The 25340-nt window shown below is 70.9% G+C and carries 23 protein-coding genes and 1 pseudogene; 15 read left to right on the forward strand and 9 right to left on the reverse strand.

Annotation, left to right across the window (positions count from 1 at the left end; translation table 11 throughout):
- Positions 1 to 17: 17 nt before the first annotated feature.
- Positions 18 to 476: a peroxiredoxin gene (locus G9272_RS14640; protein WP_020126914.1), complete on the reverse strand. Its 459-nt coding sequence runs from the start codon at positions 474 to 476 to the stop codon at positions 18 to 20.
- Between the two features lie 144 nt (positions 477 to 620).
- The gene (locus tag G9272_RS14645; protein ID WP_020126915.1) at positions 621 to 1058 is read right to left on the reverse strand and encodes a DUF3052 domain-containing protein; all 438 of its coding nucleotides are present in this window, start codon (positions 1056 to 1058) and stop codon (positions 621 to 623) included.
- A 404-nt stretch (positions 1059 to 1462) separates the two neighbouring features.
- On the opposite strand from G9272_RS14645, the gene aceE reads away from it, so the two are divergent.
- Together aceE and G9272_RS14655 are read left to right on the forward strand one after the other, a co-directional pair.
- The gene (gene aceE, locus G9272_RS14650; RefSeq protein WP_171396996.1) at positions 1463 to 4210 is read left to right on the forward strand and encodes a pyruvate dehydrogenase (acetyl-transferring), homodimeric type; all 2748 of its coding nucleotides are present in this window, start codon (positions 1463 to 1465) and stop codon (positions 4208 to 4210) included.
- Positions 4211 to 4279: 69 nt separating this feature from the next.
- Positions 4280 to 5062 carry a potassium channel family protein gene (locus G9272_RS14655; RefSeq protein ID WP_171396997.1) on the forward strand — a complete coding sequence of 261 codons (783 nt, stop codon included), beginning with the start codon at positions 4280 to 4282 and terminating at the stop codon, positions 5060 to 5062.
- Between the two features lie 20 nt (positions 5063 to 5082).
- On the opposite strand, the gene G9272_RS14660 is transcribed toward G9272_RS14655, so the two are convergent.
- Complete coding sequence (locus G9272_RS14660; RefSeq protein ID WP_171396998.1) at positions 5083 to 5388, reverse strand: small hydrophobic protein; 306 nt, start codon at positions 5386 to 5388, stop codon at positions 5083 to 5085.
- Between the two features lie 230 nt (positions 5389 to 5618).
- Positions 5619 to 7238 carry an MFS transporter gene (locus tag G9272_RS14665; protein ID WP_171396999.1) on the reverse strand — a complete coding sequence of 540 codons (1620 nt, stop codon included), beginning with the start codon at positions 7236 to 7238 and terminating at the stop codon, positions 5619 to 5621.
- Between the two features lie 67 nt (positions 7239 to 7305).
- On the opposite strand from G9272_RS14665, the gene G9272_RS14670 reads away from it, so the two are divergent.
- The 3 genes from G9272_RS14670 (at position 7306) to G9272_RS14680 (ending at position 10198) form a co-directional block, all read left to right on the forward strand.
- Complete coding sequence (locus G9272_RS14670; RefSeq protein WP_171397000.1) at positions 7306 to 7932, forward strand: TetR family transcriptional regulator; 627 nt, start codon at positions 7306 to 7308, stop codon at positions 7930 to 7932.
- A gap of 129 nt (positions 7933 to 8061) precedes the next feature.
- Entirely contained in the window at positions 8062 to 9279 is a 1218-nt protein-coding gene (locus G9272_RS14675) for an alpha/beta hydrolase (RefSeq protein ID WP_171397001.1), read from the forward strand.
- A gap of 58 nt (positions 9280 to 9337) precedes the next feature.
- Positions 9338 to 10198 carry a DUF4429 domain-containing protein gene (locus G9272_RS14680; RefSeq protein WP_171401986.1) on the forward strand — a complete coding sequence of 287 codons (861 nt, stop codon included), beginning with the start codon at positions 9338 to 9340 and terminating at the stop codon, positions 10196 to 10198.
- Between the two features lie 3 nt (positions 10199 to 10201).
- Here the strand turns inward: G9272_RS14680 and G9272_RS14685 are convergent, their stop codons facing one another.
- Together G9272_RS14685 and G9272_RS14690 are read right to left on the reverse strand one after the other, a co-directional pair.
- Positions 10202 to 11218: an aldo/keto reductase gene (locus G9272_RS14685; RefSeq protein WP_171397002.1), complete on the reverse strand. Its 1017-nt coding sequence runs from the start codon at positions 11216 to 11218 to the stop codon at positions 10202 to 10204.
- A complete protein-coding gene (locus G9272_RS14690) occupies positions 11215 to 11709 on the reverse strand; it encodes a MerR family transcriptional regulator (protein ID WP_171397003.1) in 495 nt (164 codons plus the stop codon). The genes G9272_RS14685 and G9272_RS14690 overlap by 4 nt, the downstream gene beginning before the upstream one ends.
- 97 nt (positions 11710 to 11806) lie before the next feature.
- On the opposite strand from G9272_RS14690, the pseudogene G9272_RS14695 reads away from it, so the two are divergent.
- Together G9272_RS14695 and G9272_RS14700 are read left to right on the forward strand one after the other, a co-directional pair.
- A pseudogene (locus tag G9272_RS14695) lies at positions 11807 to 11884 on the forward strand (GNAT family N-acetyltransferase); the annotation flags it as partial.
- Positions 11885 to 11946: 62 nt separating this feature from the next.
- Positions 11947 to 12768 (forward strand): serine hydrolase domain-containing protein, encoded by an 822-nt coding sequence (locus G9272_RS14700; RefSeq protein ID WP_171397004.1) that lies wholly within the window; start codon positions 11947 to 11949, stop codon positions 12766 to 12768.
- Between the two features lies 1 nt (position 12769).
- On the opposite strand, the gene G9272_RS14705 is transcribed toward G9272_RS14700, so the two are convergent.
- Positions 12770 to 13432 (reverse strand): pirin family protein, encoded by a 663-nt coding sequence (locus G9272_RS14705; RefSeq protein ID WP_171401987.1) that lies wholly within the window; start codon positions 13430 to 13432, stop codon positions 12770 to 12772.
- Positions 13433 to 13548: 116 nt separating this feature from the next.
- Between G9272_RS14705 and G9272_RS14710 the strand changes: the two genes are divergently transcribed.
- The 5 genes from G9272_RS14710 (at position 13549) to G9272_RS14730 (ending at position 18472) form a co-directional block, all read left to right on the forward strand.
- Positions 13549 to 14754: a PucR family transcriptional regulator gene (locus G9272_RS14710; protein WP_020126928.1), complete on the forward strand. Its 1206-nt coding sequence runs from the start codon at positions 13549 to 13551 to the stop codon at positions 14752 to 14754.
- An 89-nt stretch (positions 14755 to 14843) separates the two neighbouring features.
- Positions 14844 to 15770, forward strand: coding sequence for an ACP S-malonyltransferase (locus tag G9272_RS14715; protein ID WP_171397005.1), 927 nt, complete (start codon positions 14844 to 14846; stop codon positions 15768 to 15770).
- Between the two features lie 9 nt (positions 15771 to 15779).
- A complete protein-coding gene (locus G9272_RS14720; RefSeq protein ID WP_171397006.1) occupies positions 15780 to 16781 on the forward strand; it encodes a ketoacyl-ACP synthase III in 1002 nt (333 codons plus the stop codon).
- A gap of 81 nt (positions 16782 to 16862) precedes the next feature.
- The gene (locus tag G9272_RS14725; protein ID WP_020126931.1) at positions 16863 to 17111 is read left to right on the forward strand and encodes an acyl carrier protein; all 249 of its coding nucleotides are present in this window, start codon (positions 16863 to 16865) and stop codon (positions 17109 to 17111) included.
- Between the two features lie 80 nt (positions 17112 to 17191).
- Complete coding sequence (locus G9272_RS14730; protein WP_020126932.1) at positions 17192 to 18472, forward strand: beta-ketoacyl-[acyl-carrier-protein] synthase family protein; 1281 nt, start codon at positions 17192 to 17194, stop codon at positions 18470 to 18472.
- Positions 18473 to 18539: 67 nt separating this feature from the next.
- On the opposite strand, the gene G9272_RS14735 is transcribed toward G9272_RS14730, so the two are convergent.
- On the reverse strand, positions 18540 to 19034 hold the full coding sequence (locus G9272_RS14735) for a DUF3145 domain-containing protein (protein WP_054238125.1): 495 nt from the start codon (positions 19032 to 19034) through the stop codon (positions 18540 to 18542).
- Between the two features lie 261 nt (positions 19035 to 19295).
- On the opposite strand from G9272_RS14735, the gene G9272_RS14740 reads away from it, so the two are divergent.
- Positions 19296 to 20198 carry an SGNH/GDSL hydrolase family protein gene (locus G9272_RS14740; RefSeq protein ID WP_171397007.1) on the forward strand — a complete coding sequence of 301 codons (903 nt, stop codon included), beginning with the start codon at positions 19296 to 19298 and terminating at the stop codon, positions 20196 to 20198.
- Positions 20199 to 20213: 15 nt separating this feature from the next.
- A complete protein-coding gene (locus tag G9272_RS14745) occupies positions 20214 to 21191 on the forward strand; it encodes an aldose epimerase family protein (RefSeq protein WP_171397008.1) in 978 nt (325 codons plus the stop codon).
- Positions 21192 to 21306: 115 nt separating this feature from the next.
- On the opposite strand, the gene G9272_RS14750 is transcribed toward G9272_RS14745, so the two are convergent.
- A complete protein-coding gene (locus G9272_RS14750) occupies positions 21307 to 23727 on the reverse strand; it encodes a beta-glucosidase H (protein WP_253267799.1) in 2421 nt (806 codons plus the stop codon).
- 343 nt (positions 23728 to 24070) lie between these two features.
- On the opposite strand from G9272_RS14750, the gene G9272_RS14755 reads away from it, so the two are divergent.
- Positions 24071 to 25327, forward strand: a complete 1257-nt coding sequence (locus tag G9272_RS14755) for a pyroglutamyl peptidase (protein ID WP_253267800.1) — start codon at positions 24071 to 24073, stop codon at positions 25325 to 25327.
- The last annotated feature ends 13 nt before the right edge of the window (positions 25328 to 25340 follow it).

The following is a 25340-nucleotide window of genomic DNA, read 5'->3' on the forward strand; positions in this document are numbered from 1 at the left end:
GCCCTGGAGCCGAAGAATCACAGGGTGTCGAGCGCGGCGACGTACTCACCGAGGTCGCGGGCGTCCGGCAGTGCGTTGACGACGGTCCAGCGCACCAGGCCCTCCTTGTCGATGACGAAGGTGCCGCGCACCGCGCAGCCCTTGTCCTCGGCGAAGACGCCGTAGGCACGGCTGACCTCGCCGTGCGGCCAGAAGTCGCTGAGCAGCGGGTACTCCAGGCCCTCCTGCTCGGCGAAGACGCGCAGGGTGTGGATGGAGTCGTTGGAGACGGCGAGCACCTGGGTGTCGCGGTCGGCGAACTTCGGCAGGTTGTCGCGCACCTCGCACAGCTCGCCGGTGCACACGCCGGTGAAGGCGAAGGGGTAGAAGAGCAGGACGACATTCTTGCTCCCGCGGAAGTCGGAGAGCTTCACGGCCCGGCCGTGGTTGTCCTTGAGCTCGAAGTCGGGGGCCTTGTCGCCGACCTGGATCGCCATCGCCTGGTTTTCCCTTCGGTGGGGCTGTCTGGGTGAGTCCACCCTACGCAGCGGCCGCCGAAGGCCGCCGGACGGGCTGAGCACAAGGGCCCAGCCCGTCCGGCGTCACTTCACATCACTTCTTCGGACGTCACTCCCTGGACGTCACTTCTTGGACTTCGCGGCCTTGGGCGTCACCAGCCGGCTGCCACTCCAGTCCTTGCCCACGCTGACGCTCTTGCTGGCCGACAGACCCGCAGTCGTCGAGGCTTCGGAGATGTCGCTCGGCTCCACGTATCCCGTACGGCCGGTCTTCGGCGTCAGGAGGAGGATCGACCCGCCTTCTTCGATGTACGTGGTGGCGTCCACCAGCGCATCCGTCAGGTCTCCGTCATCGTCGCGGAACCAGAGCACCACGGCGTCGGCGACGTCGTCGTAGTCCTCGTCCACCAGATCGCTGCCGATGACTTCCTCAATGGACTCGCGGAGCTCCTGGTCGACGTCGTCGTCGTAGCCGATCTCCTGGACCACCTGCTCGGGCTGGAAACCCAGCCTGACGGCAGGGCTGGTCCGCTCCTCCGCGTGGTCCGCGGTCGCGCTCACGGGTTGCCTCCTGATCATGATTCGGGAATAACTCAGCCACGCGCGTGCGCGAAGCATTGGCCGTAGTCCACACGGGCGGGGCGGATCGCGCAAGTACCCGGCGGTTCGGACCGCCGAAACGGTGACGATCCTGGCCGTGTCGACGCAACTCCAGGCGCACGATTCGGACGGATGGTGACGTACACCACACCTATCTGCCCTGTTTGCGTATTTGAGAACCATCCAAGGGTACGAGATTCGAACGAGTGCCGGTTACCTCGGGGTAGAGATGACGTTTGCGGCCCCTAGGTACACGATGGGGGCGGTGCAGGCACTGGAGAGTCAGCGAGATACCCCGCGAGGCACCCGCGAGGCGCGAACGAGAAACACCGTCCCACACAGCCCTCTGACAGGTAAGGAACAGCGTGGCTTCCGGATCCGATCGCAACCCGATCATCATTGGCGGCCTTCCGAGTCAGGTTCCTGACTTCGACCCCGAGGAAACCCAGGAGTGGCTCGACTCCCTCGACGCCGCCATCGACGAGCGCGGCCGGGAGCGGGCCCGCTATCTGATGCTCCGGCTGATCGAACGAGCCCGCGAGAAGCGCGTGGCCGTGCCCGAGATGCGCAGCACGGACTACGTCAACACCATCCCCACCAGGGCCGAGCCCTTCTTCCCGGGCAACGAGGAGATCGAGCGCCGGATCCTCAACGCGACCCGCTGGAACGCGGCCGTGATGGTGTCCAGGGCCCAGCGGCCGGGCATCGGGGTGGGCGGTCACATCGCCACCTTCGCCTCCTCCGCGTCCCTCTACGACGTCGGCTTCAACCACTTCTTCCGCGGCAAGGACGAGGGCGACGGCGGCGACCAGGTCTTCTTCCAGGGCCACGCCTCCCCGGGCATCTACGCCCGCGCGTTCCTGCTGGACCGGCTGAGCGAGCAGAACCTGGACGCGTTCCGCCAGGAGAAGTCGAAGGCGCCGGACGGGCTGTCCTCGTACCCGCACCCGCGTCTGATGCCGGACTTCTGGGAGTTCCCGACCGTGTCGATGGGTCTCGGCCCGATCGGCGCGATCTACCAGGCGCGGATGAACCGCTACATGCACGCGCGCGGGATCGCCGACACGTCGAAGTCGCATGTGTGGGCGTTCCTCGGCGACGGCGAGATGGACGAGCCGGAGTCGCTCGGCCAGCTGACCATCGCGGCACGTGAGGGCCTGGACAACCTGACCTTCGTCGTCAACTGCAACCTCCAGCGGCTGGACGGCCCGGTGCGCGGCAACGGCAAGGTCATCCAGGAGCTGGAGTCGGTCTTCCGGGGCGCCGGCTGGAACGTGATCAAGCTGATCTGGGACCGCTCCTGGGACCCGCTGCTCGCCCAGGACCGCGACGGCACCCTCGTCAACCGGATGAACACGACGCCGGACGGCCAGTACCAGACCTACGCCACCGAGTCCGGCGCCTACATCCGCGACCACTTCTTCGGCGACGACCAGCGGCTGCGCGCGATGGTCGAGGGCATGACCGACGACCAGATCCTGCACCTGGGCCGCGGCGGTCACGACCACCGGAAGATCTACGCGGCGTTCAAGGCGGCCGTGGAGCACACCGGCCAGCCGACGGTCATCCTCGCCAAGACGGTCAAGGGCTGGACGCTGGGGCCGAACTTCGAGGGCCGCAACGCCACCCACCAGATGAAGAAGCTGACGGTCTCCGACCTCAAGGGCTTCCGCGACCGGCTGCACCTGCCGATCTCCGACAAGGAGCTGGAGGGCGGCCTCCCGCCGTACTTCCACCCCGGGCGGAACTCGGAGGAGATCCAGTACATGCACGACCGCCGCAAGGGTCTCGGCGGTTATGTCCCGACCCGTGTCGTGCGCTCGAAGCCGCTCACGCTGCCGGACGACAAGACGTACGCGAGTGTGAAGAAGGGCTCGGGCCAGCAGTCCATCGCGACGACCATGGCCTTTGTGCGTCTCCTCAAGGACCTCATGCGGGACAAGGAGCTCGGCAAACGCTTCGTGCTGATCGCGCCGGACGAGTACCGCACGTTCGGCATGGACTCCTTCTTCCCGAGTGCGAAGATCTACAACCCGCTCGGCCAGCAGTACGAGGCGGTGGACCGGGATCTGCTGCTCGCCTACAAGGAGTCGCCGACCGGGCAGATGCTGCACGACGGCATCTCGGAGGCCGGCTGTACGGCGTCCCTGATCGCGGCGGGCTCGGCGTACGCCACCCATGGCGAGCCGCTGATCCCGGTCTACGTCTTCTACTCGATGTTCGGTTTCCAGCGCACCGGCGACCAGTTCTGGCAGATGTCGGACCAGCTGGCGCGCGGTTTCGTCCTGGGTGCGACCGCCGGCCGTACGACCCTGACCGGTGAGGGGCTCCAGCACGCGGACGGCCACTCGCAGCTGCTCGCCTCGACCAACCCGGGCTGTGTCGCCTACGACCCGGCGTTCGGTTTCGAGATCGCGCACATCGTGCGGGACGGTCTGCGCAGGATGTACGGCAGTTCCACCGAGCACCCGCACGGTGAGGACGTCTTCTACTACCTGACCGTCTACAACGAGCCGATCCAGCACCCGGCCGAGCCGGACGACGTGGACGTCGAGGGCATCCTCAAGGGCGTCCACCGCTTCAGCGAGGGCACCTCCGGGTCGATCCCGGCGCAGATCCTCGCGTCCGGCGTGGCCGTCCCCTGGGCCGTCGAGGCGCAGAAGATCCTCGCCGAGGACTGGAACGTCAAGGCCGACGTCTGGTCCGCGACCTCCTGGAACGAGCTGCGGCGCGAGGCCGTCGAGGTCGAGCGGCACAACCTGCTGCACCCGGAGGAGGAGCAGCGGGTGCCGTACGTGACGCGGAAGCTGGCCGGGGCCGAGGGGCCGTTCGTGGCCGTCTCGGACTGGATGCGGTCGGTGCCCGACCAGATCGCGCGCTGGGTGCCGGGCACGTACCAGTCGCTGGGCGCGGACGGCTTCGGCTTCGCGGACACCCGGGGAGCGGCTCGCCGCTTCTTCCACATCGACGCCCAGTCGATCGTCGTGGGGGTGCTGACCGAGCTGGCGAAGGAGGGCAAGGTCGACCGGTCGCTGCTGAAGCAGGCCATCGACCGGTACCAACTGCTGGACGTGTCGGCGGCGGACCCGGGTGCCGCGGGCGGCGACGCGTAGCACGGGGCGTACGCAGGGGTGGTGGAGCCGCGGCTCCACCACCCCTTACTCGTTCTTTACGATGCGGGCATGCAAGAACAATCGGCGCAGAACCGGTGGGAGCTCTGGACCCAGCGGCCGTTGCTGGCCCTCGCCGTGGTGTTCGCCGTCGCCTACGCCGTCCCGATCGTGGACACCTCGGCCGACCACACGCTGACCACCGCCTGCACCGCGGTCGAGTGGGTGGTGTGGGGGGCGTTCGCCGCGGACTACGTGGTCCGGCTGGCGCTGACGTCCGACCGGCGGCGGTTCGTGCGCACGCACTGGCTGGACCTGTGCGCGGTGTTGCTGCCGCTGGCGCAGCAGCTCAAGCTGCTGCGGCTGGTCTCGACGCTGCTGCTGGTGGGGCGGCGGGCGCGGATGGCCTCGCAGATCCGGATGACGACGTATGTCGTGGGGGCGGTCGTCGGGCTGCTGATGTTCGGCTCGCTCGCCGTGCTCTCGGTGGAGCGGGAGTCGCCGGACGGGAACATCCGCACGCTGGGTGACGCGCTGTGGTGGTCGTTCACGACGATGACGACCGTGGGGTACGGGGACCACGCGCCGACCACCGGGCTGGGGCGGATCATCGCCGTCGGGCTGATGCTCTCCGGGATCGCGCTGCTCGGTGTCGTGACCGCGAACATCGCCGCGTGGTTCATCGCCCGGTTCGACAAGGACGACGTCGAGGAACGCGCCCAGACGGAGGCGATCCTGGCCCTGACGCAGGAGGTACGGGCGCTGCGGGCGGAGGTGGCGGCGCTGCGGGACAGGCCCGAAGGGGCGCTGCCCCCCGGAGCCCCGCCCAGGCCGGCCCCCCACCCGTCCAGGTAGCCGAGGGGCGACGGCCGGCGCTAGAGCAGCCCGTTGCCCGAACCTGTCGCTCCCGCCAGCCAGATGATCGCCAGCAGGGTGTCGATCGCGCCGAGGGCGACGGCGACCAGGGCCGGTACCGGACGGGAACCCGCCCAGCTACGGCCCATGGCCAGCCAGCCGCAGACGATCGCCGCCGGGCCGAGGACGATCCCCAGCGCGAAGAATCCGGCGACCGCGCAGACGAGGCCGACGATGCCGAGCGTCGCGCGATCCGGCCCGGTCCGTGACCCCATGCGGCCACGTGAGCGGGGGTACCTGCGCGTGCCGTTTCCGAAGCCGGCCATCGAACAACTCCCTGGATTCCGGGGATGTGTTGTTCTTCGGGTACCCGCGACACGCGGAACATTCCCCGCAGTTGCCGGGCAGTCGGCGCGCTGTCCCCCTCCGGCAGCGCGCCGCGGCCCTGGCCGCCCTCCCATCCGGAGGGCTTGACTAACTGTGACCTGCGACGCGTGTCGGATGCGAGGAGCCTTTAGCGTTGTCACCCTGATAGGGGAAACTTGTTGAAGTTCCGTCAGATGTGACCCACGCCCGCGCCCGCCTCCGCGTTCTCGCCCCGCTTGGTGAGCAGCGCGACGAACACGGCGACGACCGCCACCCCGGCGGCGACCAGGGAGGCGAGACTCATCCCGGAGATGAACGTGTCATGGGCGACGTCCGTGATCTTCGCGGCGATCGCTTCGGGGGTGCCCTTGGCCACCGGCGCCACGCCGACCTGAACCGCCTCGGAGGCCTGGTCCAGCTGGGCGGGGGTGAGCTCGGGCAGGCCCGCGCCCTTCCAGTTGGCGGGCAGGTCACCGTCGACCTTGGAGGCCATCACGGCGCCCAGGACGGCCGTACCGAGGCTGCCGCCGATCTGCATGGCCGCCTGCTGGAGACCGCCCGCGACGCCGGACAGCTCCATGGGGGCGTTGCCGACGATGACCTCCGTCGCGCCGACCATGACCGGGGCGAGACCGAAGCCCAGCAGGGCGAACCAGATCGACATGAGACCGCTGCCGGTGTCCGTCTCCAGCGTGGACATGCCGTACATGGCGATCGCGGTGGCGGCCATACCGCCCGCCAGCGGGATGCGCGGGCCCAGCTTGGTGATCGCCGCGCCCGCGAGCGGGGAGCCGACGATCATCATGCCGGTCAGCGGAAGAAGGTGCAGGCCCGCGTCGATCGGGCTCATGCCGTGCACGTTCTGGAGGTAGAACGTCACGAAGAACAGGCCGCCCATGAAGGCGATCGCCATCAGCACCATGAGGACCACACCCGCCGACAGCGGGACCGAGCGGAACAGCGCCAGCGGGATGAGCGGCTCCTTGACCTTCGTCTCCCAGAAGGCGAAGGCCGCGAAGAGCACCGCGGAGCCGACGAGGAACGCCCAGGTCAGACCGTCGGCCCAGCCCCAGGTCGGCGCCTTGATCAGGGCCCAGACCAGGCAGAACATCGCGCCCGAGAGGAAGGCGATGCCGAGGAGGTCGAAGGAGCGCGGGGCGTTCTCGGCGCGGTGGTCGAGCAGGATCACCACGCCCAGGACGAGGGCGAGGGCGCCGACCGGCACGTTGATGAAGAACACCGACTGCCAGTTGACGTGCTCGACCAGGACGCCGCCGAGGATCGGGCCGCCGGCGGTGGACGCGCCGATGACCATGCCCCACAGGCCGATGGCCATGTTGAGCTTCTCGGCCGGGAAGGTCGCGCGCAGCAGACCGAGCGCGGCCGGCATCAGCAGGGCGCCGAAGAGGCCCTGGAAGACGCGGAAGGTGACGACCAGCGCGATGCTGTCGGAGAGGCCGATCGCGCCGGAGGCGGCCGCGAAGCCGACGACGCCTATCAGGAACGTCTGACGGTGGCCGAAGCGGTCACCGAGCTTGCCCGCGGTGATCAGGGAGACCGCGAGGGCGAGGAAGTAGGCGTTGGTGATCCACTGGACCTCGGCGAAGGTGGCGCCCAGGTCGCTGGCGATGGCCGGGTTGGCGATGGCCACGATGGTGCCGTCGAGGGCCACCATCATGACGCCGACGGCGACGGTGATGAGGGTGAACCACGGGTGGCCGCGCAGCCCCTTGGCGGGCGGCCCGTCCGACGGGTCCGCCGGTGCCTTGCCGCCCGGTCCCGTCGCGTCGATGGTGGTCTGACTGGTCATGCGTTCGAGGTTAGTGACAGCCGCTGACAATTGACAAACGAGTTCAGAAGTCGGTAACTGACACATCATGGAAACTCTGCGTGAGCGCAAGAAGCAGCGCACCCGGGACGCGCTGCTGCGCGCCGCGATGGAGCTGTTCACCTCGCAGGGATACGAGCGGACCACCGTCGACGAGATCGCCGCCGCCGTCGACGTCTCGCAGCGCACCTTCTTCCGCTACTTCGCGGGCAAGGACGAGGCCGCGCTGGCCCTGGTGGAGCTGACGGTGGAGCGGTTCGTCGAGGCGGTGCGCGCGCGTCCACCGCACGAGCCGCCGATGGAGGCGCTGCGCCAGGCGGTACTGGACGGCTGGTACTCGATCAACGAGGTCGTCGAGTCCGTCGTACCCGTGGAGCTGTATCTGCGCATGTACCGGGTGATCGAGTCGACGCCGGTGCTGCTCGCCGCGCATCTGCGGCGCTCGGTGGAGGTGGAGGAGGACCTCACGCGGGTGATCGCCGAGCGTGAGGGGCTCGACGTGGACGCCGATCCGCGGCCGCGGCTGGCGGTGGCCGTGTTCAGCGGGGTGATGCGGGTGACGGAACGGCAGTGGTCCACGGGCGCGGACTTCAGCCTGGACCGGATCCGCGCGCTGACATCCCTCTACCTCGACGGGGTGGGCCCCGCCCTGCTGGGAGACTGGCGCGAGACCTGACGGACATACGCCGGGCCTGGCGGACATAGAGGCCTAAAAGGTTTTATGACCCTTGCCACGCCCACTGAAACGTGATCCCCGTCACTTGGGTCACCCGAGACCCTCCCGTTCTCCTAGTGTGTCCTTTCAGTGACTTCCTTCGACACCTCCCCGCAACTCAACGTCTGGCGCGCACTGGCCGCCCTGGCCGTCGTGTTCGTGATGCTGGCGACCACCGGCTGGACGGCGCTGCGCCACCAGCGGGAGACCACCGCCCTCCAGACCTCGCGCTCGGAGTGGGAGCACGGCCGGCTGGCCGGGCACCGGTTGCCGGACCCCGGCTCCGCCCCCGCCCGGCTCGCCCGCTTCTTCGCCTCGCTGACCGCCCCGCAGCGCACCGCGCTCGTGCGCGACTACCCGCTCGCGGTGGGCAACATGAACGGCGCCCCCGCCGAACTGCGCTACCGCGCCAACCGGGTGGCGCTGCTCCAGCAGGTGCGGCTCGAGCGCACCCGCATGCACGACAACCGGCTCACCTCCTCGGGGCAGCAGCTGGCCGGTCGGCGCATGCACCGCTACGAGTCGATGAGCACCGACGGCCGGCAGATCCTCGCCTTCGACCCGGAGGGCTCCGGCCGGGTCGCCGAGGTGTTCGGCAGCCTGGACAAGGCCGAGCGGATCTCCGTCGTCGTCCCCGGCGTCGACACCGACCTGCTCACCTTCCAGCGCACGAACCGCAAGTACTCGGCGCCGGTCGGCATGGCCCAGGCCCTCTACTCGGCCGAGCGCGAGGCGAGCCCCTCGACGCGTACGGCCGTGATCGCCTGGGCCGACTACACCTCCCCCGACGGCCTCGGCATCGACTCGGCCACCGCGATGCGCGCCGAGAGCGGCGCCGTCCGGCTGAACGCCCTGCTGACCGCCCTGCCGGGCAGCGCGCCCGTCTCGATGTTCTGCCACAGCTACGGCTCGGTGGTGTGCGGGGTCGCCGCGCACTCGATGCCGGACCGGGTGGCCGACATCGCGGTGGCCGGCAGCCCCGGGATGCGGGTGGAGAACGCGGCCCAGCTGGACACCGACGCCCGGGTGTGGGCGATGCGGGACGCCGACGACTGGATCCAGGACGTGCCGCACCTGGAGGTCGGCGGTCTCGGGCACGGCGAGGACCCGATGGCGCAGGAGTTCGGCGCGCGGGTGCTGTCGGCCCGGGAGGCCAAGGGCCACGGCGGCTACTTCGAACCGGGTACCGACAGCCTGCGCAACTTCGCCGAGATCGGCACTGGCGCGTACCGCTCGGTGGAGTGCGCCCACGATGATGCCGCCTGCACGGCGGGTTTGTCCGATACGACAGAGGCCGGACGCGCGTAGAGACGCAGGAATTGCGGGGCGCGCGGGGAGGGGACGAAGAATGGGTGTCCCGCATACGATGAGCCGCATGGGTGACGTACTGGCCGGATTTCATGCCGCCTGGGAGTTCGAGTCCGACTCCGTCCTCATCCGCTACGAACGGGGGCTGCGCACGCCCAAGCTGCTGTCGGCACTGGGCGAGCGCCGGATTCCGCTGGCGGCCATCGGTCGGGTGACCCTGACCGCCGGCAAGCGCGGGACGGTCGTGCTCCAGGCGGAGCCGAGGCCGGGAGCCGATCCGTTGATGGAGGCGGCCGCGGGACAGCTCAAGGAAGGGTGCGACCCGTACCGGCTGGTCCTGCCCGCCCAACGGGAGACGCTCGCCGAGTACTACGCCGACGAGCTGCGGGCGCGGTTGACCGACTCCGGGCCGGCGGAACGGTTCCTGGTGGACGCGCCCGAGGCGCCGCTGTCGTTCAAGGCGTACGACGGGAAGGCCTCGTTCGACGGGCGCACCGTACGGTTCCGGTGGTTCTGGACGGGTGCCTCGTCGGCGAAGTGGAAGGCCGGCGACCAGAGTTTCGCCGTGTCCGCGCTGAGCGGGGTCGAATGGCGGTCGCCCGAGGTGTTCGAGGGGCATCTGCGGCTGCTGCGCGGCGAGGCCGCTCCGGCCCAGGCCGACCAGGATCCGGCGACCGTCGTCTTCGGGCTGGGGTACGGGCCGGTGCACGAATCACTGCCGTTCGCGGCGGCGGTCCTCGCGGCGGTCCGCGGACGCGGATCCGCGGCGGCTGTCCCGGCAGCGGCTGCGGTTACGCCACGCCGGGACCCCGCCGACATCGCCGAGCGGATCCGGCATCTCGGGGAGCTGCACCTGGCCGGGTTGGTCACCGACGAGGAGTTCTCCGCCAAGAAGGCCGAGTTGCTGGCCGAGCTCTAGGCCTCACTCGCGTCCGGCGGAGGTGAACCTCATGTCCGTGTACCGGTCGCCCGCCACCTTGCCCGCGATGGGCTCCAGCAACGCCAGTTCCTCCGGCGTCAGTTCGATGTTCGTCGCCGCCGCGTTCTCCTCGACCCGGGTGGGCTTGCGGGTGCCCGGGATCGGGACCACCGACAGGCCGTGGACCTGGGACTGCTGCTGGACCCAGGCCAGGGCGATCTGGCCGAGCGTCGCCCCGTGGGCCTCGGCGATCGCGCGGATCGGGTCCAGGAGGGCCCCGTTGGCGGCGGCGTTGTCGCCGGTGAAACGGGGCTGCTGACGGCGGAAGTCGTCGGCGGTGAGGTCCTGGTCGGCGTTGGCGAAGGAGCCGGTGAGGAAGCCCCGGCCGAGCGGGGAGTACGCGACGAGGGTCACGCCCAGTTCGCGGGCCGCCGGGACCACCTGGGCCTCGATGTCACGGCTGAACAGCGACCACTCCGACTGCACCGCGGCGATGGGGTGGACCTCCTGGGCGGCGCGCAGTTCGGCGGCCGTCACCTCGCTCAGGCCCAGCTGCTTGACCTTGCCCTCGCGCACCAGTTCGGCCATCACACCGACGGTGTCCTCGATCGGCACGTTCACATCGCGCCGGTGCATGTAGTAGAGGTCGATGACGTCGACGTCCAGCCGCGTCAGGCTCGCCTCGACGGACTGCCGGATGTACGGCGCGTCGTTGCGGATGATCCGCCGGGTCGGGTCGTCCGGCGGGACCGCCAGGGCGAACTTGGTCGCGATCACGACCTCGTCGCGGTGGGCCTTGAAGAACGGGGAGAGGAACTTCTCGTTCTCGCCCGCGCCGTACGCGTCCGCCGTGTCGTACATCGTGACGCCGAGCTCCAGGGCGCGTTCCAGGGTGGCCTGGGACTCCTTCGCGTCCGTGGGGCCGTAGGCGAAGCTCATGCCCATGCAGCCGAGGCCCTGGGCGCCGATCTCGGGGCCTTGTCCGCCGAGTCGTGCCGTCGGGATCCTGTGGTCGGTCATCGGGCGGTCCTTTCCGCTTCGTGGTACTGGACGCCGGTGGCGTCCGCATAGAAATTGATCTTGCGGTCGAGCACGGCGAGGGTGTCCTGGAGTTCGGCGATCCGGGCCCGGACGTCCCGCCGGGTCGCCTCCAGCAGCTCGTACCGCTCGCGGAACGTGCTCTCGCCCTCCCGCACCAGCTCGGCGTACCGCACCATGTCGGCGACCGGCATACCGGTCAGCCGCAGCTTCCCGACGAGGTCGAGCCAGTCCAGGTCACGGTTGCTGTAGCGGCGCTGGCCGGTGTGCGAGCGGTCGATGTGGGACATCAGCCCGATCCGCTCGTACCAGCGCAGGGTGTGGGCGGTGAGGCCGGTGAAGGCGACGACCTCGCTGATCGTGTAGCTGTCCTGCCCGTCCGGACGAGGGTGCCGCGGGGGTGGCGCGGAGCAGACGTCCGGGGGGTTCGGGGTTTGCTCGATGGTCACGGGCGTGGTCTGCAACACCGTCATGTCCTCCACGCTATGGCCTTGGAGTGCGCTCCAAGCAAGCGGAAACGGTAAGAAAACCGGGGGACGCGGCTTGATCACGATAGTTGGCGTGCGGAACATGGGTCTCGTACGCCGTGCCCTGCCCGAGGATGCCGCCGAAGTGCTGCGGCTGCGCCAAGTGATGATCGACTCGATATGAACCCGCGGGGATCATCCCGTCGATGGAGCCGGTGCTCCGAGCGGCATAGGCTCGACGTCATGTCGCTCAAGAGCCTCACGTCGATCGAGAACTGGCCGGTTTCCTCCGCCTCGGCGGCTGTCGTACGGGCCGACGGTACGGTCCTGGGGACCCATGGCCCGGTCGGCCGGCGCTTCCCACTGGCCTCGGTCACCAAGCCGCTCGCCGCGTACGCCGCCCTCGTCGCGTACGAGGAGGGGGCGATCGAGCTGGACGAACCGGCCGGGCCGCCCGAGGCCACGGTCCGCCATCTCCTCGCGCACACCTCCGGGCTGGCCTTCGACGAGCACCGGGTGACGGCGCCTCCCGGGGAGCGGCGGCTGTACTCCAACGCCGGGTTCGAGCAGCTCGGCGACCACCTGGCGAAGGCGACGGAGATCCCGTTCGCGGAGTATCTGCGTCAGGCGGTGCTGGAGCCGCTGGGGATGACCGGCACCTCCCTGGAGGGCTCCCCGGCGAAGGACGGCGTCTCGACGGTCGAGGACCTGCTGCGGTTCGCGGCGGAGGTGCAGGCGCCCTGGCTGCTGGATCCGCGGACGGTGGCGGCGGCGATGACCGTGCAGTACCCGGGGACGAAGGGCGTGCTGCCGGGATACGGGCACCAGAACCCCAACGACTGGGGGCTCGGCTTCGAGATCCGCGACTCCAAGTCGCCGCACTGGACGGGGAGTTCCTCCTCGCCGCGCACCTTCGGGCACTTCGGGCAGTCCGGTACGTTCCTGTGGGTCGACCCCGAGGCGGGCGTCGCCGGGGTCGCCCTGACGGACCGGGCGTTCGGACCGTGGGCGGTCGAGGCGTGGCCCGCGTTCACGGACGCGGTGCTGGCCGAGGTGCGGGGCTGAACTACTGGCCTCCCGGGCTGAAGACCCACATCAGCAGTTCCGCGTCGGTCACGCCCACCGCCTCCACGTCCTTCGCGTCCGTGATGCGTGCCGCGTCCCCCGGCGCCAGCTCCTCGCCGTCCAGGCGGGCTTCGCCGCGTACGACGTGGACGTAGACGTGCGGCGCGTCCGGCACCGCCGTCCGCTCCCCCGCGCCCAGGCGCCGTACGTGCAGCATCGCGCCCGCCTCGGGGACGGCGTACGGGGTGGAGTCGGCGATGCCGCGGACCGTCTCGTAGGACGGGTCGCCGCCGGGGTCGATGGGGGCCAGCCACATCTGGACGAAGGCCAGGGGCACGTCGGCGTCGTTGCGTTCCACGTGCCGTACGCCGCCCGCGGAGCTGAGCCGCTGCACGTCCCCGGGGCGGACCACGCTCTCGTGGCCGGCCGAGTCACGGTGCGTGAGCTCGCCCTCGACCACCCAGGTCACGATCTCGGTGTGGCTGTGGGGATGTTCGTCGAAGCCGGCGCCGGGCGCGAGGCGCTCCTCGTTGCAGGCGATCAGCGGGCCGAATCGGAGGTTGCCGGGGTCGTAGTGGGGGCCGAAGGAGAAGGCGTGCCGGGTGTCGATCCCGGCGGCCGGGTCCCCGCCTCGGTAGCGCTCGTCGGCGCGCCGTACGTCCATCACGCGTCCACGGTAGTCCCGCCGCCGCCCCTGCGATGACCGTGTGAGGACCGCGTGCCGGCCCGTCCCGCGACCCGGCGGCGCACGCCCCCGTCCCGATAAGGCAGTCTTGTCCCGTGCCCGAACCCGAAACCAGTCACCCCGATCCCGCGGCGCACGCCGTCCACCCCCACCCCGCGACGCTGAAGCGGCTGGAGAAGTCCTCCGGAAGTCTCGCCGCCCAGGCCATCGCGCGGATGGACGAGACACTGTCGTGGTACCGGGCGATGCCCCCGGAGAACCGTTCCTGGATCGGGCTGGTCGCCCAGGCGGGCATCGCCGCCTTCACCGAGTGGTTCCGGCATCCGGACGCCCCGCAGGCCATCTCCACGGATGTGTTCGGGACCGCGCCGCGTGAGCTGACCCGGGCCATCACGCTGCGCCAGACCGTCGAGATGGTGCGCACCACCATCGAGGTCATGGAGTCCGCGATCGACGAGGTCGCGGCCCCCGGTGACGAGAACGTGCTGCGCGAGGCGCTCCTCGTGTACGCCCGGGAGATCGCCTTCGCCACCGCCCAGGTCTACGCCCAGGCCGCCGAGGCACGCGGCGCCTGGGACGCCCGGCTGGAGTCGCTCGTCGTGAACGCCGTGCTGAGCGGTGAGGCCGACGAGGGGGCGGTGAGCCGGGCCGCGGCCCTGGGGTGGAACGCGCCCGAGCATGTGTGTGTGGTCCTCGGGACCGCGCCCGACGGGGACTCCGAACTGACCGTAGAGGCGATCCGGCGGGCCGCGCGACACGCCAAGCTCCAGGTCCTCACCGGGGTGCTCGGCTCCCGGCTGGTAGTGATCGCCGGTGGCAGCGACAACCCGCTCGCCGTCGCCAGGTCGCTGATCGGGCCGTTCGCCGCGGGACCCGTGGTGGCCGGACCCGTCGTACCCGACCTGCTCGCCGCGACCCGGTCCGCACAGGCCGCCGCGGCCGGACTCAAGGCCGGTTCCGCCTGGCAGGACGCACCCCGGCCGGTGCTGGCGGACGATCTGCTGCCGGAACGCGCGATCGCCGGTGATCCCGGTGCGCGTGAGCAGTTGGTGGAGGAGATCTACAGACCGCTCGAAGAGGCCGGGTCGGCGCTCCTGGAGACGCTCGCCGTCTATCTCGAACAGGCGTCCAGTCTCGAGGGGGCCGCCCGGATGCTCTTCGTTCATCCGAACACCGTGCGCTACCGGCTTCGACGTGTGACTGACGTCACCGGTTGGTCGCCTTCGGATGTACGCTCCGCGTTCACGCTCCGGATCGCGCTGATCCTGGGGCGCCTGGTCGACGGCGATCCCCAGACCTAGGCTTTTGTCGGGGCTCCACAAAACCCCCTGCCGTTCTTCGTCCCTGTCCCCACGGGCGGCTTTGGCCGTCCACAAGAGAGAGTGTGAGAGTGCTCGTACTCGTCGCTCCCGGCCAGGGCGCCCAGACGCCCGGCTTCCTGACCCCCTGGCTCGAACTCCCCGGTGCCGCCGCCCGCGTCGCCGCGTGGTCGAACGCCATCGGCCTGGACCTCGCCCACTACGGCACCCAGGCCGACGCGGACGAGATCCGTGACACCTCGGTGGCCCAGCCGCTGCTGGTGGCCGCCGGAATCCTGTCCGCCGCGGCGCTCGGTGACGTCCGCGACATCGCGCCCGGCGCGGTCGCCGGCCACAGCGTCGGCGAGATCACCGCCGCCACCTTCGCCGGAGTCCTCGACGACACCGCCGCGTTGACCCTCGTCCGCAAGCGCGGCCTGGCCATGGCCGACGCCGCCACGATCACCGAGACCGGTATGTCCGCGCTGCTCGGCGGCGACCCCGAGGTCTCCGTCGCGCACCTGGAGAAGCTGGGGCTGACCCCGGCGAACATCAACGGCGCGGGCCAGATCGTCGCCGCGGGCACGCTGGAGCAGCTCGCCGCGCTGAACGAGGACAAGCCCGAGGGCGTCCGCAAGGTCGTCCCGCTGAAGGTCGCCGGCGCCTTCCACACGCGTCACATGGCCCCCGCCGTCGAGGCCCTCGCCAAGGCCGCCGTGGAGCTCACGCCGGCCGACCCGAAGATCCGTTACGTCTCCAACCGCGACGGGCAGTCCGTCGCCACCGGCGCCGAGATCCTGGAGCGGCTGGTCGGCCAGGTCGCCAACCCGGTCCGCTGGGACCTGTGCATGGAGACCTTCAAGGAGCTCGGCGCGACCGCGCTGATCGAGGTCTCCCCCGGCGGCACCCTGGTCGGCCTCGCCAAGCGCGCCCTGCCCGGTGTGAAGACGCTGGCGCTGAAGACCCCCGACGACCTCGACGCCGCTCGCGAGCTCATCGCCGAGCACGGCGTCGCCTGAGGAGCCCTGATGGCGAAGATCAAGCCCAGCAAGGGCTCCCCGTACGCGCGGATCCTCGGGGTCGGCGGCTACCGGCCCGTCCGGGTCGTCCCCAACGAGGTGATCCTCGAGACGATCGACTCGTCCGACGAGTGGATCCGCTCGCGCTCCGGCATCGAGACCCGGCACTGGGCGAACGACGAGGAGACCGTCGCCGCCATGTCCGTGGAGGCGTCCGGCAAGGCCATCGCCGACGCCGGGATCAACGCCGCGCAGATCGGCGCGGTGGTCGTGGCGACCGTCTCGCACTTCAAGCAGACGCCGGCCGTCGCCACCGAGATCGCCGACAAGCTCGGCACGAACAAGGCCGCCGCCTTCGACATCTCGGCCGGCTGCGCGGGCTTCGGCTACGGCCTGACCCTCGCCAAGGGCATGGTCGTCGAGGGCTCCGCGGAGTACGTCCTCGTGATCGGCGTCGAGCGGCTGTCCGACCTCACCGACCTGGAGGACCGCGCGACGGCCTTCCTGTTCGGCGACGGCGCGGGCGCGGTCGTGGTCGGCCCGTCCAAGGAGCCGGCGATCGGCCCGACGGTCTGGGGTTCCGAGGGCGACAAGTCGGAGACCATCAAGCAGACCGTGCCGTGGACGGACTACCGCGACGGCGAGGTCGCCAAGTTCCCCGCGATCACGCAGGAGGGCCAGGCGGTGTTCCGCTGGGCCGTCTTCGAGATGGCGAAGGTCGCCAAGGAGGCGCTGGACGCCGCCGGCATCACCGCCGACGAACTCGACGTCTTCATCCCGCACCAGGCCAACGAGCGGATCATCGACTCGATGGTGAAGACTCTCAAGCTGCCGGAGTCCGTCATGGTCGCCCGTGACGTGCGCACCACCGGCAACACCTCGGCCGCCTCGATCCCGCTCGCGATGGAGCGGCTCCTGGCGACCGGCGAGGCGAAGAGCGGCGACACCGCGCTCGTCATCGGATTCGGGGCGGGTCTCGTCTACGCCGCCACTGTCGTTACCCTCCCCTAGGCACTCCGTGCCGGATCATCCGGTCCGGTGCGGGAGACACCCCATGCCACACCCTCTGGAATATCAAAGAAGGAGCGCCAAATGGCCGCCACTCAGGAAGAGATCGTCGCCGGTCTCGCCGACATCGTGAACGAGATCGCCGGCATCCCGGTTGAGGACGTCCAGCTGGACAAGTCCTTCACCGACGACCTGGACGTCGACTCGCTGTCCATGGTCGAGGTCGTCGTCGCCGCCGAGGAGCGCTTCGAGGTCAAGATCCCGGACGAGGACGTCAAGAACCTCAAGACCGTCGGCGACGCGACGAACTACATCCTCAAGAACCAGGCCTGATCCATCGGCCCCCTGGGCTGAACTGCCCCGCCACCCGGCGGTGGCGCCGCTGAATCCTCGTAACGTTGGAGAAAGAATCCGTGAGCCCGACCAATCGCACCGTGGTCGTCACCGGTATCGGCGCAACCACACCGCTGGGTGGCGACGCAGCCTCTACCTGGGAGGGTCTGGTCGCCGGTAAGTCCGGTGTCAAGGTCCTGGAGCATGAGTGGGCGGCCGAGCAGGCCGTCCGTATCGCGGCCCGCGTCGCGGTGGAACCCCTCGAGGTCCTCCCGCGGCCGCAGGCCCGCAAGCTGGACCGCTCGGCGCAGTTCGCGCTGATCGCGGCCCAGGAAGCCTGGAAGGACGCCGGTTTCTCCGGCAAGGCCGGTGAGGACGGCAGCGAGGGCGACGTCGACCCCGACCGGCTCGGCGCGGTCATCGCCTCCGGCATCGGCGGCGTCACCACCCTGCTCGACCAGTACGACGTGCTGAAGGAGAAGGGCGTCCGCCGCGTCTCCCCGCACACCGTGCCCATGCTGATGCCGAACAGCCCCTCCGCCAACGTGGGTCTGCTCGTGGGCGCCCGCGCGGGCGTGCACACGCCGGTCTCGGCGTGCGCGTCGGGCGCGGAGGCCATCGGCTACGCCATCGAGATGATCCGCACGGGCCGCGCCGACATCGTGGTCGCCGGCGGTACGGAGGCGGCGATCCACCCGCTGCCCATCGCCGCGTTCGGCAACATGATGGCGATGTCCAAGAACAACGACGACCCGCAGGGCGCCTCGCGTCCCTACGACGTCGCCCGCGACGGTTTCGTCATGGGCGAGGGGGCCGGCGTGATCGTCCTGGAGTCCGCCGAGCACGCCGCGCAGCGCGGGGCCCGGGTGTACGCGGAGGCGGTCGGCCAGGGCATCTCCTCCGACGCCCACGACATCGTGCAGCCGGAGCCCGAGGGCCGCGGTATCGCGCACGCCCTCCAGAACCTGCTGGACAGCACCGACCTGAACCCGGCGGAGATCGTGCACGTCAACGCGCACGCCACCTCGACGCCGGCCGGTGACGTGGCCGAACTGAAGGCACTGCGCAAGGTGTTCGGTGACGACACCGACCACATGGCGATCTCCGCGACCAAGTCGATGACCGGTCATCTGCTGGGTGGCGCGGGCGGCGTGGAGTCCGTCGCGACGGTCCTCGCGCTGTACAACCGGGTCGCTCCGCCGACCATCAACGTCGAGAACCTCGACCCCGAGGCCGAGGCCGCCGCGGACATCGTGCGGGGCGAGGCGCGCAAGCTGCCCGTCGAGGGCCGTATCGCCGCCCTGAACGACTCGTTCGGGTTCGGTGGGCACAACGTGGTGCTGGCGTTCCGCACGGTCTGAGCAGCGCCTGTGGACGACCGAAGGGGCCCCACCTGCGAAGGTGGGGCCCCTTCGGGCTTTTCCGCTCTCACACGACCTGGTGCAGCCAGCGCACCGGAGCTCCTTCGCCCGCGTATCTGAAGGGCTCCAGTTCGTCGTCCCACGGCTTGCCGAGGAGCTTGGAGAGTTCGGCCTCCAGGTCCGTCTCGCCGCGCTGGCTGCGCAGCAGGGCCGCGCGCAGCCGGTCCTCGGGGATGAGGATGTCGCCGTGGATGCCGGTGACGGCGTGGAAGATGCCCAGGTCGGGTGTGCAGCTGTAGCGCTCGCCCTCGGCGGTGGCGCAGGGCTCGGCGGTGACCTCGAAGCGCAGCAGGTGCCAGCCGCGCAGCGCGGAGGCCAGCTTGGACGCCGTGCCGGCCTCGCCCTTCCAGGAGAACTCCGAGCGCCAGGTGCCGGGTGCGGCGGGCTGCCGGATCCAGTCGAGGTTGACGCGCGTGCCGAGCACCCCGGCGACGGCCCACTCGACGTGCGGGCACAGCGCGCGCGGCGCGGAGTGCACGTACAGAACTCCACGTGTCGTCACCGGGACCTCCGGGCAGAGCGGGACAGTCTTGCAGGCCGGCATGGCTGCGGTGGCAGGCAGCCGCGTTGATGGCGAGGCTACCGTGCGGCGGCGCAAGGAGTGTGACGTACCGTCGGTCCCAGTGCCGTGAAACCTCCGCCATTCACTCGGCAGGACGCCTGTACGGGCGTGAGGCGTTCCATCTTGTGGGTGTGATTCGCCGGGAACTCCCGTGCGTTGTCATAGGGGGCGTTGTTCGAGGAGTGAGGGGAACACCAGCGGATGCGGAAACGGAACCGGCACGCGCGGGCCGTGCTCGCGGGCACGACGGCGGCCGTCCTGGGCCTGGCCGGCTGTGACGCGATGGGGGGCGGCGACGCCGAGGGGTCCTCGGGCACCCACGCCCGGGAGGCGAAGCCTTCGCCGTCGCCGACCCCGTTGTGGGACTCCAGCCCGTCCTCGGTGGCGGCGGTGGGCGACTCCATCACGCGTGGCTTCGACGCGTGTACGGTGCTCGCGGACTGCCCCGAGGTGTCCTGGGCCACCGGCGCCAGCACCGAGGTGAACAGCCTCGCCGTCCGGCTGCTGGGCGCGGCGAAGGCGGCCACGCACAGCTGGAACTACGCGGCGACCGGGGCGCGGATGGCGGACCTGCCGGCCCAGATGGCCCAGGCGGCGGCCGAGAAACCGCAGTTGGTGACGGTGATGGCGGGGGCGAACGACGCGTGCCGGGAGTCGGCGGCGGCGATGACGTCGGTGGCCGACTTCCGCGCGGAGTTCCAGGACGCGCTGAGCACGCTGCGCCGCGCGCTGCCGAAGACGCAGGTGTATGTGACGAGTGTGCCGAACCTGAAGCGGCTGTGGTCGCAGGGGCGGACGAACGTGCTGGGCAAGCAGGTGTGGAAGCTGGGTCTGTGCCCGTCGATGCTGGGCGACGCGGACGCGCTGGACGCGGCGGCGACCGCGCGGCGGGAGACCGTGCAGAAGCGGGTGGAGGACTACAACTCGGTGCTGGCGGAGGTCTGCGCGAAGGACGTGCGGTGCCGGTTCGACGGCGGGGCGGTGTACGACTTCAGGTTCGGCACCGACCAGTTGAGCCACTGGGACTGGTTCCACCCGAGCAAGGACGGGCAGGCGCGGCTCGCTGAGCTGGCCTATCAGGGGGTCACGGCGAAGGCGTCGTGATTTATGGTTTCGCTCATGAGCGAACACTTCGGAACACTTTCCGACGGCACTGAGGTGCACCGCTGGACTTTGGAGCGGGCGGGCACGCGGGTGCGGGTCCTTTCGTACGGCGGGATCGTGCAGTCCGTCGAGGTCCCGGACCGGGACGGGCGCGCGGCGAACGTGGTGTTGGGGTTCGCGGACCTGGAGGGCTATCTCGCGCACCCGGAGCCCTTCCTCGGCGCGCTGATCGGCCGGTACGCCAACCGGATCGCGCACGCGCGCTTCCCGCTGGACGACGTGACGTACGCGCTGGAGCCGAACAACGCGCCGAACTCCCTGCACGGCGGCGCGCACGGCTTCGACAAGCGGGTGTGGGACGTCCGGCCGGTCGAGCACGGGCTGCGGCTCAGCCGGGTCGCGCCGCACGGCGAGGAGGGCTTCCCGGGCCGCCTCGAGGTCACGGCGACGTACACGCTCGACGCGTCGGGGGCGCTGCGGTTCGTGTACGAGGCGGTCACGGACGCGCCGACGGTGGTGAACCTGACCAACCACAGCTACTTCAACCTGGGCGGTCCGGGGAGCGGCGGCGCGGGCGGCCACGAGCTGCGGCTGGCCGCCTCCCGGTACACGCCGGTGGACGCGGACCTGATCCCGACGGGTGAGCTCGCGCAGGTGGCGGACGGCCGCTTCGACTTCCGTTCGGCCCGCAAGGTCGGCGCCGGCTACGACCACAACTTCGTGCTCGACAAGGGCGTCACGGACACCCCGGTCGAGGTGGCCGAGCTGCACGATCCGGCGTCCGGGCGGGTGCTGACGGTGGCGACGACCGAGCCGGGGCTCCAGCTGTACACCGCCGACCACCTGGGCGAGCCCTTCGAGCCCGGCGAGGGCGTCGCGCTGGAGACCCAGCACTTCCCCGACTCGCCGAACCGGCCGGAGTTCCCGAGCACCGAGCTGCGGCCGGGGGCCGCGTACCGGTCGGAGACGGTGTACGGCTTCTCGGTCCGGTAGGGCCGCGGGCGCCCGGCGTGGCGCGCGGTGGAAAAGATCGCGGTGGAAAAGATGTTGCCCCGGTCCAGGGGTCAGGTCCCGGACCGGGGCTGTCGGTGGGGCGACGGGCGCCGGTTCACACGTTAATCGTCGCGGTGATCCTGCGGTCGGCGATCGAGCGGCCCACCTGGATTTCGTACGAACCTTTCACAAAGGACCAACGGTGGTCCGCCTCGTCCCACACCTCGAAGGCGCGGTCCGGGATCTCCACGGTGACCTCGGCGCTCTCCCCCGGGCCCGCCTCGACACCGGCGAAGCCGGCCAGCCAGCGGGCCGGGCGTTCGGGCGCCGGGGCCGTCCCGGTGGGGGCGAGGTAGACCTGCACGACCTCGCGCCCCGGGCGCGCGCCGCTGTTGCGGATCCGCACGGTGACCGTGGAGCCCGTGATGTCGACCGACTCGTACGTCCAGTCGGTGTAGCCGAGGCCGTGGCCGAAGGGGTGGACCGGGGTGCGGTGTGCCTTCTCCCAGGCGCGGTAGCCGATGAAGACGCCCTCGGTGTAGGCGAGTTCGCCGTCGGTGGGGGTGACCTCGGTGACGGGGGCGTCGTCGAGGGAGCCCCAGGTGGTGGGGAGCCGGCCGCCGGGTTCGTGGGCGCCCGTCAGGACGTCCGCCAGGGCCGCTCCGCCCTCCTGGCCGGGGAACCAGGTGAGCAGGACGGCCGCGACGTCCTCGCGCCACGGCAGCTCCACCGGGGAGCCCGCGTTGACGACCACGACGGTGTTCGGGTTGGCGGCGGCGACGGCACGGACCAGGTCGTCCTGCCGGCCGGGGAGGCGGAGGTCCTTGCGGTCGAAGCCCTCGGACTCGACGCGTTCGGTGGTGGCGACCACGACGACGGCCGTGTCGGCGGCCCGCGCCGCCTCGACCGCCTCGGCGATCAGCTCGTCGGGGTCGCGCTGCGGCTCCTGGTGGGCCAGGGCGAAGGCGATGGCCTTGAAGGGGACGCCTTCGGGGAGCGCGAAGACGTGGGTGAGCGAGACCTCGACCGGTTCACCGGCGGTCAGTCGGGCCTCGGCGCGGGGCACCGGGGCGCCGAAGAACGCCTCGAAGGGGTCGCTGTCGTCGGCGGGACGCTGGACGTCGTCGTAGTACGTCGTCCCGGCGACGGTGAGGGTGAAGCCGCCCGTGCCCTTGATGCCGAAGGTGTGCGGGCCGCTCTCGCGCGGGGTGAAGGTGCCGGTCAGTCGGACCGTGTGGACGGTGTCGTGGGTGACGCCCTCGGGGAGGTCGGTGCCCATCCACTGGATCTGGCCGTTCGGCGCGGACCGGGTGCCGATGACGTTGCCGGCGGCGTCGCGGCAGACCGCCCGCAGCGCGAAGCCCTTGTCGGCGACGGCGAGTTCGGTGGTGGGGTCGGCACCGACGGCATAGCCGAGGGTGCCTTCGGGGAGCGCGGCGGTGAGGCCGTCGAGCGGGGAGACCGTGCGGGCCGGGAAGACGGTCGCGGAGCCGCCGCCGAGGATCCGGGCGTCGCGGGCGGCCGCGCCGATGAGGGCGACGGTGCCGGGCCTGAGCGGCAGCGCGCCGTCCTCGTTGCGGACCAGGACGAAGGAGCGGCGGGCCAGTTCGCGGGCCAGGGCCTCGCCGTCGACGGGGGCGGGCGGGCGGGTGACGGCCGGTTCGACGTTCGCGAGGGCGCCGACGCGGGCGGCCAGGCGCAGGACGCGGCGTACGGCCTCGTCGACCTCGGACTCGTCGAGCCGGCCGTCGCGTACCGCCTCCGCGAGGGCCTCGCCGTAGACGGTCCGCGGTCCGGGCATGGCGACGTCGAGGCCGCCCCTCAACGCGCCCACGGTGTCGCGGGCGGCCATCCAGTCGGAGACGTTGATGCCGTCGAAGCCCCATGCGTCGCGCAGGACCTCGTTCACGAGGTGGTGGTGCTCGGTCATCGTCGTGCCGTTGACCGTGTTGTAGGCGGTCATGATGCCCCAGGGGCGGGCGTTCTCGACGATGGCCTCGAAGGGGGCCAGGTACAGCTCGCGCAGGGCGCGTTCACCGACCACGTTGTTCACGGTGAAGCGGTCGGTCTCGGCGTCGTTGGCGACGAAGTGCTTGACGGTGGTGCCGACACCGCCGGACTGGACGCCGTTCACATAGCCCGCGCCGATCACCCCCGTCAGACAGGGATCCTCGCTGTAGGCCTCGAAGTGACGGCCGCCGAGCGGGGAGCGGTGCAGGTTGATCGTGGGGGCCAGCAGGACGTGGACGCCCTTGCGGCGGGCCTCCTGGGCCAGGAGGACGCCGGCGCGGTGGGCGAGTTCCGGGTCCCAGGTGGCCGCGAGGGCGGTCGGGGAGGGCAGCGCGACGGAGGGGTCGTCGGCGGTCCAGCGCACACCCCGGACGCCCACGGGGCCGTCGGACATGACGAGGGACTTCAGTCCGATCTCCGGCAGCTCGGGCAGCGACCACGAGTCCTGGCCGGCCAGCAGCCGGGTCTTGGCGTCCAGATCGAGTGTGCCGAGGGCCGTCTCGACGGCCGTCTCCACTTCCGCCATCGCGGCGCCTCCTCGTTCGCAATTCACGGACGCTTCCATCCTGCCCTCGGCGGCCTGCGAGCGAATCAAAGGCGCAACCACCGATCGAGCACCCCCGCGGCGAGCAACCACGTCCCCGTGGCTGCCGGGTGAGGACGACCCCGACCGGTCGGCCTGGGGCGCGGGTACCGCCGCCACCTCCACCCCCACCTCGATCCGCGCCTCGGGGCGGACGTTCGTCACCGCACTGCGGGAGGCGGCGACCACGATCCCAGGCGCCATGGCGTAGACCACTTCCGGCACGGGATACTTCCGCCGTCCCACCCCACGCTCTCCCCCACAGCGACGGAAGGACCCGCACCCCGTGCATCCCGCATACTCCGCGCATTCCATACGCGTGCGCGTCGGCGTTCTCGCTCTGGCCCTGTCGGCCGGGCTCGCCTTTCCCACCGCCGCCACCGCGACCGAGGCGGTGCCCGCCCCCACGGTCGAGGAACAGCGCCTGACGCAGGCCGTTCCCCAGGAGATCCTCGCCCGGTCCGGGTTCGACGCGGTGGCTCCGCGTTTCGCCCGGCTGTTGGAGGCCTCGCACTCCTACGCCCGGGCCCGCCAGATCGTCACCCGCGAGGGCGCGGCCCTGTGGCGGCGGGCGGTGGACCGGGTCCAGGGGCGCGGGCCCGCCGGCGGCGACCTCAGCCGGGACGACGACCGGCCGCTGTACTGGGCGCGGCTCGGCATGACGAGCGAAGTGCGCACCTGGCAGCCCGGCTTCGCGGTCACCGACGGCCAACGCACCGCTCTGCTCGACACCTTGGAGCGCACCTCGCGCGGGCAGACCGACCTGCACTATCCGCGGCACGCCAAGGGGCTGAAGCGCGTTCTGGTCACCGGCTTCGACCCGTTCACCCTGGACCGGGACATCCGGATCTCCAACCCCTCGGGGGCGACCGCGCTCGCCCTCGACGGCACGGTGATCCAGACCGCGGACGGCCCGGCGCGGGTGGAGACCGCCATGTTCCCGGTGCGCTGGCAGGACTTCGCGGAGCAATCGGTGGAGCGCGCTCTGCGGCCGTATCTGCCGCACGTCGATCTGTTCACCACCGTCAGCCAGGGCCGCGTCGGCCGCTTCGACGTGGAGCGCACCAACGGGGCCTGGCGCGGCGGCTTCCCCGACAACGAGAACATCGGCCGGACGGAGACCGTCCCGGTCGCCGACCCCGCCACACAGCCGCAGTGGACGACCACGACCCTGCCGTACGCGGCGATCGTGGCGGCGGACACGGGCCGGTTCCCGGTGTACGACAACACGAGCGTCACCGAGATCCCGGCGGGAGGCGCCGAGCCCGTCGTGCGACCGGAGGGGCCGACGGCGGGGTCGACCGCACGGGCCGGGGGCGGCGGGAACTACCTCTCCAACGAGATCGCCTACCGGGCCACCCTGCTGCGCGACCGGCTGGGGCTGCACGCCAGCCTGCCGGGCGGGCATGTGCACACGCCGGTCCTCCAGTTCGCGGCGGGCAACACCCAGGACGTGACCGATCCGGAGTTCGTGCGGAACCGGCTGGACATCGTCGCCCAGGTACGGGCGATCCTGGCCGTGGCCGTGGCGGCCGGGCGGTAGGCGCGCGCGGCCG

It is taken from the genome of Streptomyces asoensis, from assembly GCF_013085465.1.
GTDB lineage: Bacteria > Actinomycetota > Actinomycetes > Streptomycetales > Streptomycetaceae > Streptomyces > Streptomyces cacaoi_A.